Consider the following 14,725-nt stretch of genomic DNA (forward strand, 5'->3'; position numbering starts at 1 on the left):
TTCCCTTTCCATTTGATCGCGTCTAGAGGCGTGGTCTTGTCCGATCCTCGCTAACGGAGCGCGCGCGTGCCGGATTACGAAGTCCTGCCCCTCGACGAGGAGGGCCAGCCCCCTCGCAGAAAGCGCAAAAAGCCCAAGATGCCGGCGCTGACGATCGAGCGCTATGGCGGGCGGCTGCTTTATGTCTGGTTCGGGATGCGCTTCGGCGCACTAATGCGACTCTTCTGGCGAGGGCGCTTCAGCTTCACGCTGAACTGCATTCCCGACACCTTGGCGCTGTTCCTGTGGGTGCCGTGGAATACGCCGCTCTACTGGATCTCCGAGCTGAAGTATCGGAGGCGGGCCGAGGCGCTTCCGCTCGACACGCCGCCGGTCTTCGTCATCGGGCATTGGCGCACCGGTACCACGCTGCTGCACGACCTTTTCTCGGAGGACCCGAACCTCGCCTTTCCCACGACCTATGAGTGCTTCTTCCCGCACCATTTCCTGTTGACCGAAGGCCATCTCGACAAAGTCTTCAAAATCCTGTTGCCGAAGAGGCGTCCCCAGGACGACGTGCCGGTCGGCTTCGACCGCCCGCAGGAAGAAGAGTTCGCCATGATCATGCTGGGCGAGGGCTCGCCCTATAACACAATGGCGTGGCCGCGGCTGGGTCCGGCCGAAAGCGAGTATCTCGACTTCAAGGGTTTGCCCGAGGCCAAGAAGAAGAGTTGGGCCGGCGCCTTCATGTGGTTTTATCGGCGCCTCGTGCTCCAGCATCGCGGCAGGCGCCTCGTCTTGAAATCGCCAGCCAATGCCGGCCGCCTCAAGCTGTTGACCGAGCTCTTTCCCGATGCCCGCTTCGTTTACATCGCGCGCAACCCGCTCGACGTGTTTCCCTCCACGGTGAAGCTCTGGCGCGCGCTGTATTCCACCCAAGGCCTGCATAACCCCCCGCAGCTCGAGTCCTGGCTCGACGACTATGTGCTCGACATGTTTCAGCAGCTGACCGAGGCCTATGAGGAAGATCGCCATCTCATCTCGGAGGATCGCCTCGTCGAGATGCGCTACGAGGACCTGGTCACGGACCCGATCGGCACCATGCGCGATGTCTATACCCGCCTCGGCATCAGCGATTTCGCGCAAGCGGTAGCTCCCATGCGCACCATCCTGTCCGACCGCTCCGACCACCGCATTTCGTCCTATCGCCTGCCGGACCCCTTGACCCGCAAAATTGCGGAGCGGCTGGCTCCCTATATCGAGCGTTTCGGCTACCGCGACGCCGTCAACGCCGCGCTCGGAAAAGACGCCGAGGGCGGCTCCAAGACCCCGGTCCGCGAGCGGGAGCCGTCTTAATTTTTGGCATCACGCAATGTAGGTTGAGAGCCCCGCGATGAAGGGTACCGCGCCCTCGGCTTGTGCCCGGGGAGGCCGATTTCGGCAGGTTCTACGGCCCAACCCCCATTTTTTCCCATCTCGTCCTTCTGAGCGTCCGATTTCTGCAGCCTGGGAGGCGCTTCCGCGCGGGGCCGCAGAAAGAACATATTGCGAACAGAGAACAAAACGTGTACATTGATCTTAATGATTTTGGACCGCTTATGCACTTCCAACCGTCTAAGGGGCATGTGTGGAGCGGATGAGGGGGGCCATCGCAATCGGCCTGATGAGCGGGCTTTTTGAATTGGCGGGCTTGTGAAATAAGGGAGAAAGACCATGTCGAATGTCGCGCTGCGCCTCGTGGAAGGTGGGGAAATGGATAAAGAGAAGGCGCTTGCCGCGGCGATCTCCCAGATCGAGCGGAATTGCGGCAAGGGCTCGATCATGCGCCTCGGCGCGAACGAGCAGGTCGTCGAGGTGGAGGCGATCTCGACTGGCTCGCTTGGGCTCGACATCGCCCTTGGCATTGGCGGTCTCCCGCGCGGCCGCGTCATCGAAATTTACGGGCCGGAATCCTCAGGCAAGACCACTTTGGCGCTGCATGTGGCAGCCGAAGCGCAAAAGCGCGGCGGCATCTGCGCCTTCGTCGACGCCGAGCACGCCCTCGATACCGTCTATGCGCGCAAGCTCGGGGTCGACCTCGAGAATATCCTGATCTCTCAGCCGGACACCGGCGAGCAGGCGCTCGAGATCGCCGACACGTTGGTGCGCTCCGGCGCCATCGACGTGCTCGTGGTCGATTCGGTCGCGGCACTGACGCCCAAGGCCGAGCTCGAAGGCGAGATGGGCGATATGCAAATGGGCAGTCAGGCGCGTCTGATGAGCCAAGCCTTGCGCAAGCTGACGGGCTCCATCTCTAAGTCCCGCTGCATGGTGATCTTCATCAACCAGATCCGCATGAAGATCGGCGTGATGTTCGGGAGCCCCGAGACGACGAGCGGCGGCAATGCGCTGAAATTCTACGCCTCGGTTCGCCTCGACATTCGCCGCATCGGCGCCATCAAGGAGCGCGAGGAGGTCGTCGGCAACCAGACCCGCGTTAAGGTGGTGAAGAACAAGGTCGCCCCGCCCTTCAAGCAGGTCGAGTTCGACATCATGTATGGCGAGGGCATTTCCAAGATGGGTGAGCTCGTCGATCTCGGCGTCAAGGCCGGCATCGTGGAGAAATCGGGCTCTTGGTTCTCCTACGATTCGGAGCGCATCGGTCAGGGCCGCGAAAACGCCAAAACGTATCTGAAAGAGCATCCCGATATGGCCGCGAGGATCGAACTCGCGATCCGCCAGAATGCGGGCTTGCTCGCCGGCAAGATCCTCGAAGGTGTGCCTGAGTCGGACTCAGACGACGGCGAGACGAGCGAAGCGGGTGGTTTTGCCGAGGGCGACGTGGCGGCGATTGCCGGTGCCAGGCGCACGAAGCGCCCGGCCTAAGACGCTTGAACCGAACTGTGCAGGCCGGCGGTGCCGCCGGCCTCGCCCGCACGTCTGGAGCATAGGTCTTCCTATCGCGGAGGCTCCGCCGACGGGTGACGATGCCCGGTGCCGCTGGCTGGTAGAGCCCATATCGAGCGGGCCCTGAAGGACTTGGTGCGGGCGTGTACCGCTGGACAGCCCCTTTTCCCGACTCTATGTCTGACACGGTATTTTAGCGGCTTTCCTGTAACTGGAGCGGCTGGAACTGCACCGGCTCTTCCTTATAACGGGGGCCGGGGCGCGAAGATGATCGGCAACCCAAGGTTCTCCTCGCTGCCATGACGTCAGCCAAAAACACGACGGCGAAGCGCGCAAGCGCCGCAGGACGCGGCGCGTCGCACACGAGCGTCAACGACATTCGCGCGGCCTTCCTCGATTTCTTCCGCGAGCGCGATCACGAGATCGTGCCGTCGAGCCCGCTCGTGCCGCGCAACGACCCGACCTTGATGTTCACCAATGCCGGCATGGTCCCGTTCAAGAACGTGTTTACCGGCGCCGAGAAGCCGAGCCATCCGCGCGCGGCCTCCTCGCAGAAATGCGTGCGCGCCGGCGGCAAGCACAACGATCTCGACAATGTCGGCTACACGGCGCGCCACCACACCTTCTTCGAGATGCTCGGCAATTTCTCCTTCGGTGATTATTTCAAGGAGCGCGCGATCCTGCTCGCCTGGGACCTCATCACCAAGGACTACGCGCTCAACAAGGATCGATTGCTGATCACGGTCTTTGCCGACGATGAGGAAGCCGCAGCGCTGTGGCGGAAGATTTCCGGCTTTCCCGACAGCAAGATCCTACGCATCGCCGGCAGCGATAATTTCTGGTCGATGGGCGATACCGGTCCCTGCGGCCCATGCTCTGAGATCTTCTACGATCATGGGCCGGCGCTTGCGGGCGGTCCGCCCGGCAGCGCCGATGCGGATGGCGACCGCTTCGTCGAGATCTGGAATCTTGTCTTCATGCAATACGAGCAGCGCGCGGACGGCAGCCGTGTGGATCTGCCGCGGCCCTCGATCGATACGGGCATGGGGCTGGAGCGCATCGCCGCCGTCCTGCAAGGCACTCACGACAATTACGCCATCGACCTTTTCCGGGCCCTAATCGGCGCCTCCGTGGATCTGACCGGCGTGCCTGCCGAGGGCGCTCAGGCGCCGAGCCATCGCGTGATCGCCGATCATCTGCGCGCATCTTCTTTCCTCATCGCCGACGGCGTGCTGCCCTCCAACGAGGGCAGGGGCTACGTGCTTCGCCGCATCATGCGGCGCGCCATGCGCCACGCCCAGCTTCTTGGGAGCAAGGATCCGCTGCTGCATCGTTTGGTGCCGGTCCTGGTCGATCAGATGGGCAGGGCCTTTCCCGAACTCGACCGGGGCCAGAGCCTTATCGAGGAGACCTTGAAACTCGAGGAGACGCGCTTCCGCGACACACTCGAGCGTGGCCTGCGCCTGCTGGACGATGAGGCAAAGGACATGAAGCGCGGTGACGTCCTGCCGGGCGAGATCGCCTTCAAGCTCTACGACACTTACGGCTTCCCCTTCGATCTCACCGAGGACGCCCTGAAGGCCAAGGGCATCGGCATTGATGCCAAGGGCTTCGCCGCAGCGATGGAGCGCCAGCGGGCCGAGGCCCGCAAATCCTGGGCGGGCTCCGGAGAGGCGCAGACGGAGACCCTCTGGTTCGAGCTGAAAGACGAGATCGGCGCCACCGAATTTCTCGGCTACGAGACCGAGACCGCCTCGGCCGAAGTTGTTGCGCTCATCAAGGATGGCAAGCGGGTCAAGGAGCTTCGCGATGGCGAGCGCGGCTCCGTTGTCGTCAATCAAACCCCCTTCTACGGCGAGTCGGGCGGTCAGGTCGGCGATCATGGCCGCATCTTCGACGCCGAAGGACTGCGCTTTACCGTTGAGGTCACCCACAAGAAGCTCGGCAGCCTCTTCCTCCATTCCGGTGTCGTGGAAAAGGGACGTGTTCAAGTCCGCCAGGCCGTGGAGCTAGAGGTCGATCATGGCCGCCGCACCGCGACCCGTGCGCACCATTCCGCCACGCATATCGTGCACGAGGCGCTGCGGCGGGTGTTGGGGCCACATGTGGCGCAGAAGGGCTCGCTCGTCGAGCCGGGCCGCTTGCGTTTCGACTTCTCCCATCAAAAGCCGATGACCCACGCCGAGATTCGCGCCTTGGAAGACATCGCCAATACCGTCATTCTCCAGAACGATGCGGTCGAGACCCATCTGATGGCACCGGAGGAGGCGATCGCGAAAGGCGCGCTTGCCCTGTTCGGCGAGAAATATGGCGAGGAGGTCCGCGTCGTCAGCATGGGCAAAAGCGAGACAAGCGAAAAGGCGCGCAAGGCCTATTCCATCGAGCTGTGCGGCGGCACCCATGTCCGTCGCACGGGTGACATCGGGCTTCTCAAGATCGTGAGCGAGAGCCCGGTGGCTTCCGGCGTCCGCCGCATCGAAGCCCTCACCGGCGAGCCCGCCCGCCTTTACCTCGCCGCCCAGGAGGAGCGGGTGCGCGAGGCCGCCGAAATCTTGAAAGTGGCGCCCGACGAAGTCATCACCCGGCTTGCCGCTGTCGTCGACGAGCGTCGCAAACTCGAACGTCAGCTGACCGAGGCCAAGCGCGAGCTTGCGCTGCGGCCGAGTGGCGGCGGCGGCGAGAGTGCGGCGTCTTCCGGCGTCCGCGAGCTTGGCGGCATCAAGTTGCTCGCACGCACCGTGCAGGGCGTGGCGCCTAAGGATCTGCGCGGACTTGTCGACGATGCCAAGCGCCAACTCGGCTCCGGCATCGTCGCCATCGCGGGCGTCAGCGAGGAGGGCAAGGCGGGATTGGTCGTCGGCGTCACGGACGATCTGACAGCGACCTACGATGCCGTGGAGCTAGCGCGCATTGGCGCGGAGGCGCTGGGCGGCAAAGGCGGCGGCGGGCGGCGCGACCTCGCTCAGGCCGGTGGGCCCGATGGTGGGAGAGCCGATGCTGCCCTAGAGGCTATCGCTGCAAGGCTGGGCGAAGGCGGTGTCGGTGCACCCGAGCCCGCGCCGGGCGAGGGCGCGAAGGACGAGCGCCGGGCCGGCCGCGCGTGAGCGGCGCCGAGCCGGCGGCGCAGCCAAAGCCGCCAAACAAGACCTGGGCGAAGTGGCGCCGCAAGGTCCACGATGTCCTGGAATTTGGCGGCGACGCGCGTCCCGCTGGCTATCTCGTCAATGCCTTCATCATCACCTTGATCGTTCTCAACGCGGCCGCTTTCGCCGCGGAGACCGTGGACGACATTGCCATTCGCTACGGACGCGCGCTCGATGCCTTCAACGCCGCGTCCGTGTTAGTCTTCACGGTTGAATACGTTCTTCGCATCTGGAGCTCTATCGAGATTCCGATGCTGAGCAGGCTGCCGAAATGGCGCGCGCGGCTACGCTTTGCGGCGCGGCCGATGATGATCATCGACCTTTTGGCGGTTCTGCCTTGGTATCTCTACCTGATCTTTCCCGTGGATCTCCGGCTGCTGCGCGTTTTCCGCATCTTCCGCCTCCTCAAGCTCGTGCGCTACTCGCCGGCTTTGCAGACATTGGGCCGGGTGATTGCGGACGAGTATCGCGCCTTGCTCGGCGCGCTCCTGGTGATGGTGGTGTTGCTCCTATTCTCGTCGTCGGTGATCTACTTCCTTGAGCGTGACGCGCAGCCGAATGTCTTTGGCAGTATTCCGGCGGCAGCCTGGTGGTCCCTCGCGACGCTGACGACGGTCGGCTATGGCGACGTCGTGCCGCTTACGCCGATGGGAAGAGTCTTCGGCGGCGTGGTCATGCTTCTCGGCGTCTGCATGTTCGCGTTGCCCATCGCCATCATCGCTACGGGCTTCAGCCTGGAATCTGCGCGGCATCAGTTCGTGGCCACCTGGAGCATGGTGGCGCGCGTCCCCCTCTTCAGCTCCATGAATGAGGGTGAGGTCGCGGAAATCACGAAGGTGCTTTACACCCGCACCTATCTGCCGGGCAGTCCCATCGTGCGCGCTGGCGATGCCGGCGATGCCATGTATATCATTGCCAATGGCGAGGCTGAGCTGCTGAAGGTCCCCGGCGGGCCGGTCATGTTGCGCGAAGGCGATTTCTTCGGCGAAATGGCTCTGCTGGAACGCCGCCGCCATCGCCATGATGTGTTCGCAAAGACGCAATGTCGGGTGTTCGTGCTCGACAGTCAGGCCCTGGCGCGATTGAGTCGTCGGCATCCGGAGGTCATGCGGGCAATCTGCACCGTTGCGCGCAACCGCAGCCGCATGGACGCCCAAGCCAAAAATGTATCAACTCCGCGCAAGCGTCGAGCCGTTCCGCTCGCCAGGCGCAAACCCGGCGCGGGTTGACAACGAGTCGGCGTCTTTAGGCGGCGGCGCGGTCGGCCATGGCCTTGCGCAGATTCTCGTCGATCTTGTCGAGAAAGCCCGTCGTCGACAGCCATCTCTGCTCGGCGCCGACCAGAAGCGCAAGATCCTTTGTCATGAAGCCGGATTCGATCGTATCGACCACGACCCGCTCCATCGTTTCCGCGAAGCTCGCAAGCTCGTCATTGCCGTCGAGCTGGGCGCGGTGCTTGAGGCCGCCGGTCCAGGCGAAGATGGAAGCGGTGGCGTTGGTCGAAGTCTCCCGCCCCTTCTGATGCTGCCGGTAATGGCGGGTGACGGTGCCATGCGCAGCCTCCGCCAGAACGGTCTTGCCGTCCGGCGTCATCAGCACGCTCGTCATCAGGCCAAGCGAGCCGAACCCTTGCGCCACGGTATCCGACTGCACGTCGCCGTCGTAATTCTTGCAAGCCCAGACATAGCCGCCCGACCATTTCAACGCCGCGGCGACCATGTCGTCGATCAGCCGGTGCTCGTAGGTCAGCCCGCGCCGATCGAACTCGCTCTTGAATTCGGCTTCGAACACTTCGGCGAAAATGTCCTTGAAGCGGCCGTCATAGGACTTGAGGATGGTGTTTTTGGTCGAAAGATAGACCGGCATGTCGCGCCGAAGGCCATAATTGAAGCTTGCGCGCGCAAACTCTCGGATGGAGTCATCGAGATTGAACATGGCGAGCGCAACGCCGCCGCCGGGAAAATCGCACACGTCGTGCTCGATCTTGCTGCCGTCCTCGCCGGTGAAGGTAATCGTGAGCTTGCCCTTGCCGGGAACACGAAAGTCGGTGGCGCGGTAAATATCGCCGAAGGCGTGACGGCCGATAGTGATGGGCTTGGTCCAGCCGGGAACCAGCCGCGGCACGTTCTTGCAGATGATGGGCTCGCGAAAGATGCAGCCCCCCAAGATGTTGCGGATCGTCCCGTTGGGAGACTTCCACATCTTCTTGAGGCCGAATTCGGCGACACGGGCCTCGTCGGGTGTGATGGTTGCGCATTTGACGCCGACACCGCATTCCTTGATGGCGTAGGCTGCATCGACCGTCACCTTGTCGTCGGTCGCATCGCGGTTCTCGATGCCGAGATCGAAGGTGCGGAGCGGCAGGTCGAGATAAGGAGTGACGAGTTTGTCCTTGATCAATGTCCAGATGACCCGGGTCATCTCGTCGCCCTCGAGATCGACGATCGGGTTCTTGACCTTGATCTTGTTCACTTGGAAATCCTCGGCAAGGGAAGACGTGGATAGGAGCGCTTGCCTCTCGCCGGCGGCCTCGTTGCGGCGAGATTTGCCCTATAGCAGCGTGCTTCTGAAATGAAAGCAAGAGTGGAGAGAAGCGTGCGGCGCAAGGCAGCGGGCGGAAGGTCTGCGCCGCCGGAAGAGGGCGGTAGCGGCGGCGGCACGCCTCCCACGGTCGTTCTCGTCAAGCCGCAGCTCGGCGAGAATATCGGCTTTGCCGCCCGTGCGATGGCCAATTTCGGCTTAAGCGATTTGCGGCTCGTTTCGCCGCGTGATGGGTGGCCGAACCAGAAGGCGGATGCGGCTGCCGCCGTGGCGGCCCCAATCGTGGAAGCGGCGAAAATCTATGCGAGCGTCGAGGACGCCACCGCCGAGCTCAACTACGTGCTTGCCGCGACCGCGCGCCCGCGCGACATGGTGAAGGAGGTGCTGAGCCCCGAAAGCGCCGCACTCGAGCTGGTGCGGCGGTCGATGCGTGGAGAACGCACGGGCGTGTTGTTCGGGGCGGAGCAGAGCGGCCTGGATAACGATACGATCACTCTTGCCGATGCGATCGTCACCGCACCGGTTGACCCGCGCTTTGCCTCCCTCAGCCTGCCCCAGGCCGTCCTTCTGTTCGCCTATGAGTGGCTGAAGGGCCAGGATGAGCCGCTGTCGCTCGGACGCGCGACGTCTTGCGATGGACCTGCGGCGGAAGGTGTCGCGCTCACAGATACGCGGCCTGCTACTCGCGCCGAACTTTTCGGCCTTTTCGGTCAGCTCGAGAGCGAGCTCGACCGCTCCGGCTTTCTGAAGCCGCCGGAGAAGCGGGCGCGCATCGTCCGGAGCATACGCAACATGTTTCACCGCATGGGGATCACCGAGCAGGATGCCCGCACGTGGCGTGGGATCGTGGCTTCGCTCGTGCGGCGGGACCGGGACTGAACGGCCAAGTGTCATAGTTCCGCCCGGTTTCTCCTATTGCGATTGGCGGAGACGATGTTAGCTTCCCGGCGCGGGATGGAGAGGGACGGTTCATGCGATTTGCGTTGATTTGGTCGGGAGGGGTGTCTGCCGTGCTGGCCTTGCTGCTGCTCGCGGGCTCGCCCCTTAAGGCCGCCGATAACGGCGATATCCGACCCGTGGCGGAGACGCTGGGGGCGCGCGCGCAGACCGCCGCGCCGCAAAACGAGGGCCAGAAGGGCAAGCTCAGCGACAGCGCCGTGCGCGTGCTCATGACCTATGCCTTTTCGCTCGTTCCGGACCAGGCCAAGGGTCCCGACGGCAAGACCGTCAAGGTCGACAAATCCGTGCCGAACAAGTTTCTCATTCCCCTCGACGACGCGCGCGGTGTGATCCGGGCCTCCACCCGTTCGGCCTATGCCGAAGTGTGCGGTCTACCCGAACTCGGCCGCGCCAACTACCAGACCCTCGTCAAGGGTGAGGAAGCACGCATGGTCTGGACGCCCGAGCAGATCATGTTCATCAAGTCGCTGCACCACTTCTCGGTGGCGTATTTCACCGGCAACATCCAGATCAACGACGCGCCTGCGGAGCCGGGCGCCACTTCGGCCGCAAATCCCCCCGAGGCGGGCGCCCCCGCACCCGCGACCCCTGATGCCGCCACGGCCCCTCCCGCAGCGTCCGATGCCGAGCAAGCCAAGGCGGCCGCTGCCGCCGAGCCTCCCGCGGAGCCGGCATTTACGCCAAAAAAGCCTGAATGCTCCCCGGAGCAGAAGCAGAAGGTGACCCAGGCGATTAACGCCTATGTGCAGTCTGCGAGCGCGGCGCCTGCCGGGGACGCCAAAGCCGCCCCCGGTGCCAATTGACAATTTCCGGGCATTCCGTGTAACAAAAGCCCAACGAAGCTTGATTAGCCAAGCTTTGACCGTCGCCGGAGCTATCCCGGTGCCGCCTGCTGCCATCAACGGCCAAACGCATCACGAGATACGCGGCGAATGTCCGTCCGCGGCAAGCCTCATTTGGCTTTGGAGACCAACGTATGACGAAACGCATCAACGCCAAGCACAAGATCGACCGCCGGCTTGGCGAGAACATTTGGGGCCGCCCGAAAAGCCCGTTCAACAAGCGCGAATATGGTCCTGGCGAGCATGGGCAGCGCCGCCGCGGCAAGCTCTCCGATTACGGCGCGCAGCTTCGTGCCAAGCAGAAGCTGAAGGGCTATTACGGCAACATTACCGAGAAGCAGTTTAAGTCGATCTACCGCGAGGCATCGCGGCTGCGTGGCGACACTTCGGAGAAGTTGATCGGGCTTCTGGAGCGGCGCCTCGACGCGGTCGTCTATCGCGCAAAATTTGTGCCGACGGTCTTCGCGGCGCGGCAATTCGTTTCCCACGGCCACGTGCGCGTCAACGGCCGCCGCGTCAACATCCCGAGCTATCGCTGCCGCGAAGGCGATGTCATCGAGGTGCGGGACAAGGCGAAGGACATGGGCATGGTGCTCGAGGCGGCACAGAGTCCTGAGCGGGATGTTCCCGACTACGTCGACGTCGACCACAACAAGATGACGGCGCGATTCGTGCGCACGCCGACTCTGTCGGATGTGCCTTATCCTGGAATGATGGAGCCGAACCTCGTCATCGAGTTCTATTCGCGCTAGGCGGATAGCCGCCGCGACGTTTTGCGATTTGGATGCCGCGCCCTTTGCGCGGCAACGTCATGTCTGGCGTCAGGCGGTAAGGGTTTGCGCGTTGTGGGCGACGCCTTTGGCCGTCAACAGCTCTTGCAGCTCGCCTGCCTGGAACATCTCCCGTGTGATGTCGCAACCACCGACGAACTCGCCCTTGATGTAGAGCTGCGGCACGGTGGGCCAATTCGAGAAGGCCTTGACCCCGTCGCGCACGCTCATGTCGTCGAGCACGTTGATGTCTTTGTAGTCGACGCCGAGATGACCGAGAATCTGCGCCACCTGCATGGAGAAGCCGCATTGCGGCATCTGCTTCGTGCCCTTCATGAAAAGCACCACGTCATTCTCCGCGACCTGCTTGCAGATCCAGTCCCGTACGTCCTTCTCGCTCATGGGTCGATCCTTTCTGACTGGGGCGCCGAGGTCTTCAGGGCGAGTGCATGCAACGCGCCGCCCATCCGGCCCTTTAGCGCGTCATAGACCATTTGATGCTGCTGCACCCGTGTTTTGCCGCGAAATGCCTCGGCCACGACGGTCGCGGCGTAATGGTCGCCGTCGCCGGCAAGATCCTTGATCTCGACCTCGGCGTCGGGAAATCGCTGTTTGATGAGCTGCTCGATCTCGTGGGCGGCCATCGCCATCGGGTTTACTCCTCGCCTCTAGCGGATCTTAGCGGCCCGCCATGAAGCGCGGCAACCAGGCCTCATGCGCCTCGCGCAAGTCTGCGAGCGAAAGTGGCGTTTCTCCGGGTAGTTTCAAGGCGTCCCCGTCGACGCGGCCGATCAGCCGGAGCGGGACCTTGGCGCTCGCCGCAGCCTTGTGGATCGTGTCAGCCTGATCGGGATCGGCCGAAATGAGATAGCGGGCCTGGTCCTCGCCAAACCAGATCGCATGGGCATGGAGGCCTTCAGGCGCCGGTTCGAGCTCGACGCCGCGCCTGCCCGCCAGCGCCATCTCGGCAATGCCGACAAGCAGGCCGCCGTCGGAGAGGTCGTGAACCGCGCTCACCCTTCCGTCGCGGATGAGCATCCTGACGAGGTCGCCGGTCACGCGCTCTGCCTCGAGGTCGACGGGTGGCGGTGCACCCGCGGTCCTGTCCAGCATGATCTGCAGATAGAGCGACTGGCCGAGATGTCCGGCTTCGGTCCCGAGCAGGATGAGGACGTCGCCCTCTCGCTTCAGGGCGCACGTGGCCGTCGTATCGATGTCGGGGATGAGGCCAATGCCGCCAATGGCGGGCGTCGGAGGAATGGCGACGCCGTTGGTCTCGTTGTAGAGCGAGACATTGCCGGAGACGACGGGGAAGGCAAGAGCGTTGCAGGCCTCCGCCATGCCTTCGATCGCGCCCACAAATTCGCCCATGATCTCCGGGCGCTCGGGGTTGCCAAAATTCATACAATCGGTGATGGCGAGCGGATCGGCGCCGACCGCCGTCAGATTGCGCCAGCATTCCGCAACCGCCTGCTTGCCGCCTTCGCGTGGATCGGCGGCGCAATAGCGCGGCGTCACATCGCATGAGATCGCAAGACCCTTGCGCGTTCCGTGCACGCGCACGACGCCGGCGTCGCCGCCTGGGCGCTGTAAGGTGTCGCCCATGACCATGTGATCGTATTGCTCCCAGATCCAGCGCCGTGACGAGAGGTCCGGCGATCCCATCATGCATTCCAGCGCGCCGAGCACGCTGTTCGGCGCCGGCACGTCCTCGGCCGCGACGGAGGCCTCTGCGGGCTTCTCGGTCCAGGGGCGCTCATATTGCGGCGCTGCATGCGCGAGCGCGGCCAGGGGAATATCGGCTTCGGTGCGGCCACCGTGACGCACGACGAGATGCCCTGTGTCGGTGGTACGGCCAACAATCGCGAAATCTAGGTCCCACTTGGTGAAGATGCGCTCGGCGATAGGCTCGGCGCCAAGCTTCAGCACCATGAGCATGCGCTCTTGGCTCTCCGACAGCATCATTTCGTAGGCCGTCATGCCGACTTCGCGCATCGGCACATGATCGAGATCGAGCTCGATGCCGACGCCGCCTTTATCGGCCATCTCCACAGACGAAGAGGTGAGGCCAGCCGCGCCCATATCCTGGATCGCGACGATGGCGTCCTCCTGCATGAGTTCGAGGCAGGCTTCGAGCAGCAGCTTCTCCGTGAAGGGATCGCCGACCTGCACCGTGGGGCGCTTCTCCTCCGAGCTTTCATCGAACTCGGCCGACGCCATGGTTGCGCCATGGATGCCGTCGCGGCCGGTCTTCGAGCCCACATAAACCACGGGCAGGCCAACGCCCCTCGCCGCAGACTTGAAAATACGGTTGGCATCGACGAGGCCGACGCACATCGCATTGACGAGAATGTTGTCGTTGTAGCGCGGATCGAAATTGGTCTCGCCGCCGATCGTCGGCACGCCCATGCAATTGCCGTAGTCGCCGATGCCGGAGACGACGCCGGCAACGAGGTGACGTGTCTTGGCGTGATCGGGCGCTCCGAAGCGCAGTGCATTCATATTGGCGATAGGCCGGGCACCCATCGTGAACACGTCGCGCATGATGCCCCCGACCCCGGTCGCCGCGCCCTGATAGGGCTCGATGTAAGAAGGATGGTTATGGCTCTCCATCTTGAAGACCGCGGCCAGGCCGTCGCCGAGATCGACCACGCCGGCATTCTCGCCGGGTCCCTCGATCACCTGCGGGCCCGTGGTTAGTAGCTTTTTCAGCCAAACCCGAGAGGATTTATAGGAGCAATGCTCCGACCACATCACCGAGAAGATGCCGAGCTCGGTCAAAAAGGGCTCGCGCCCCAACTCGGACAAGAGCACCTCATATTCGGCCGGGCTAAGGCCATGCTCGGCGATCAGCTCTTTCGAGACGCCCGCGGCCGGCAGCGAAGCCCGCGCAACGCGGCTCAATGGAGCGTCTCCACAAGGGAGGAGAACATCTTGGCGCCGTCGGTGCCGCTAAGCGCCTTGTCGGCGAGGCGCTCCGGATGTGGCATCATCCCGAGCACGGTGGAGGTCTCGTTGTAGATGCCGGCGATATTGTTGGCCGAGCCGTTGGGATTGGCGTCCTCTGTGACCGCGCCTGTCGCCTCGCAATAGCGGAATGCGACCCGGCCTTCGTCTTCGAGCCGCGCAAGCGTGGCGTCGTCGGCGAAATAGCAGCCGTCCTTGTGGGCGATCGGAAATCTCACGATCTCTGCTTGCGCATATTGGCGCGTGAAAAGCGTGTCGTTGCGTTCCACCTTGAGATGCACGTCCTTGCAGATGAAGCGGAGCGAGGCGTTGCGCATTAGCACGCCGGGAAGAAGACCTGCCTCAGTTAAAACCTGGAAGCCGTTGCAGATGCCGAGCACGGGCGTGCCCGTCTTTGCCCGCCGCACGACCTCGCGCATGACAGGCGAGTGCGCCGCCATCGCGCCGGAGCGCAGATAATCGCCGTAGGAGAAACCGCCCGGCAGCACGATCAAATCGCTTTTCGGCAGCTCTGAATTGCCGTGCCAGACCATCATCGGGCTTTCGCCCATGGCCGCGTGCAGTGCGACCGCCGCGTCGCGATCGCAATTGGAACCGGGAAAGACGATGACGCTCGCTCTCATGCCTGGTGACGCCG

12 protein-coding genes are annotated in these 14,725 nt (G+C 63.4%); 7 read left to right on the forward strand and 5 right to left on the reverse strand.

The window, feature by feature from the left end; translation table 11 throughout:
- The first annotated feature begins 66 nt into the window (after positions 1-66).
- The 4 genes from ACR2J1_RS05480 to ACR2J1_RS05495 all read left to right on the forward strand — a co-directional run bounded on the left by ACR2J1_RS05480 (position 67) and on the right by ACR2J1_RS05495 (position 7,237).
- Positions 67-1,335, forward strand: a complete 1,269-nt coding sequence (locus ACR2J1_RS05480; protein ID WP_434018327.1) for a sulfotransferase family protein — start codon at positions 67-69, stop codon at positions 1,333-1,335.
- Positions 1,336-1,692: 357 nt separating this feature from the next.
- A complete protein-coding gene (recA, locus tag ACR2J1_RS05485; protein WP_434018328.1) occupies positions 1,693-2,844 on the forward strand; it encodes a recombinase RecA in 1,152 nt (383 codons plus the stop codon).
- Positions 2,845-3,164: 320 nt separating this feature from the next.
- Positions 3,165-5,969 (forward strand): alanine--tRNA ligase, encoded by a 2,805-nt coding sequence (alaS, locus tag ACR2J1_RS05490; RefSeq protein WP_434018329.1) that lies wholly within the window; start codon positions 3,165-3,167, stop codon positions 5,967-5,969.
- Positions 5,966-7,237, forward strand: coding sequence for a cyclic nucleotide-gated ion channel (locus ACR2J1_RS05495; RefSeq protein ID WP_434018330.1), 1,272 nt, complete (start codon positions 5,966-5,968; stop codon positions 7,235-7,237). Before alaS ends, ACR2J1_RS05495 begins: the two co-directional genes overlap by 4 nt.
- Before the next feature lie 16 nt (positions 7,238-7,253).
- Here the strand turns inward: ACR2J1_RS05495 and ACR2J1_RS05500 are convergent, their stop codons facing one another.
- Entirely contained in the window at positions 7,254-8,480 is a 1,227-nt protein-coding gene (locus tag ACR2J1_RS05500; RefSeq protein WP_434018331.1) for an NADP-dependent isocitrate dehydrogenase, read from the reverse strand.
- A gap of 123 nt (positions 8,481-8,603) precedes the next feature.
- Between ACR2J1_RS05500 and ACR2J1_RS05505 the strand changes: the two genes are divergently transcribed.
- From ACR2J1_RS05505 to rpsD, 3 genes are all read left to right on the forward strand, one after another.
- A complete protein-coding gene (locus ACR2J1_RS05505; RefSeq protein WP_434018332.1) occupies positions 8,604-9,428 on the forward strand; it encodes an RNA methyltransferase in 825 nt (274 codons plus the stop codon).
- Positions 9,429-9,520: 92 nt separating this feature from the next.
- Positions 9,521-10,312: a hypothetical protein gene (locus ACR2J1_RS05510; RefSeq protein WP_434018333.1), complete on the forward strand. Its 792-nt coding sequence runs from the start codon at positions 9,521-9,523 to the stop codon at positions 10,310-10,312.
- Positions 10,313-10,485: 173 nt separating this feature from the next.
- Positions 10,486-11,103, forward strand: a complete 618-nt coding sequence (gene rpsD / locus ACR2J1_RS05515) for a 30S ribosomal protein S4 (protein ID WP_434018334.1) — start codon at positions 10,486-10,488, stop codon at positions 11,101-11,103.
- A 69-nt stretch (positions 11,104-11,172) separates the two neighbouring features.
- On the opposite strand, the gene grxD is transcribed toward rpsD, so the two are convergent.
- The 4 genes from grxD to purQ are packed head-to-tail and all read right to left on the reverse strand — an operon-like array spanning position 11,173 to position 14,711.
- Entirely contained in the window at positions 11,173-11,523 is a 351-nt protein-coding gene (grxD, locus tag ACR2J1_RS05520; protein ID WP_434018335.1) for a Grx4 family monothiol glutaredoxin, read from the reverse strand.
- Positions 11,520-11,771, reverse strand: a complete 252-nt coding sequence (locus ACR2J1_RS05525) for a BolA family protein (protein ID WP_434018336.1) — start codon at positions 11,769-11,771, stop codon at positions 11,520-11,522. Before ACR2J1_RS05525 ends, grxD begins: the two co-directional genes overlap by 4 nt.
- Before the next feature lie 28 nt (positions 11,772-11,799).
- Positions 11,800-14,025 carry a phosphoribosylformylglycinamidine synthase subunit PurL gene (gene purL, locus ACR2J1_RS05530; RefSeq protein WP_434018337.1) on the reverse strand — a complete coding sequence of 742 codons (2,226 nt, stop codon included), beginning with the start codon at positions 14,023-14,025 and terminating at the stop codon, positions 11,800-11,802.
- On the reverse strand, positions 14,022-14,711 hold the full coding sequence (purQ, locus tag ACR2J1_RS05535; protein WP_434018338.1) for a phosphoribosylformylglycinamidine synthase subunit PurQ: 690 nt from the start codon (positions 14,709-14,711) through the stop codon (positions 14,022-14,024). Before purQ ends, purL begins: the two co-directional genes overlap by 4 nt.
- Positions 14,712-14,725 lie beyond the last annotated feature (14 nt).

It is taken from the genome of Methyloceanibacter sp., from assembly GCF_050999895.1.
In the GTDB taxonomy this organism is placed as follows: Bacteria; Pseudomonadota; Alphaproteobacteria; order Rhizobiales; family Methyloligellaceae; genus Methyloceanibacter.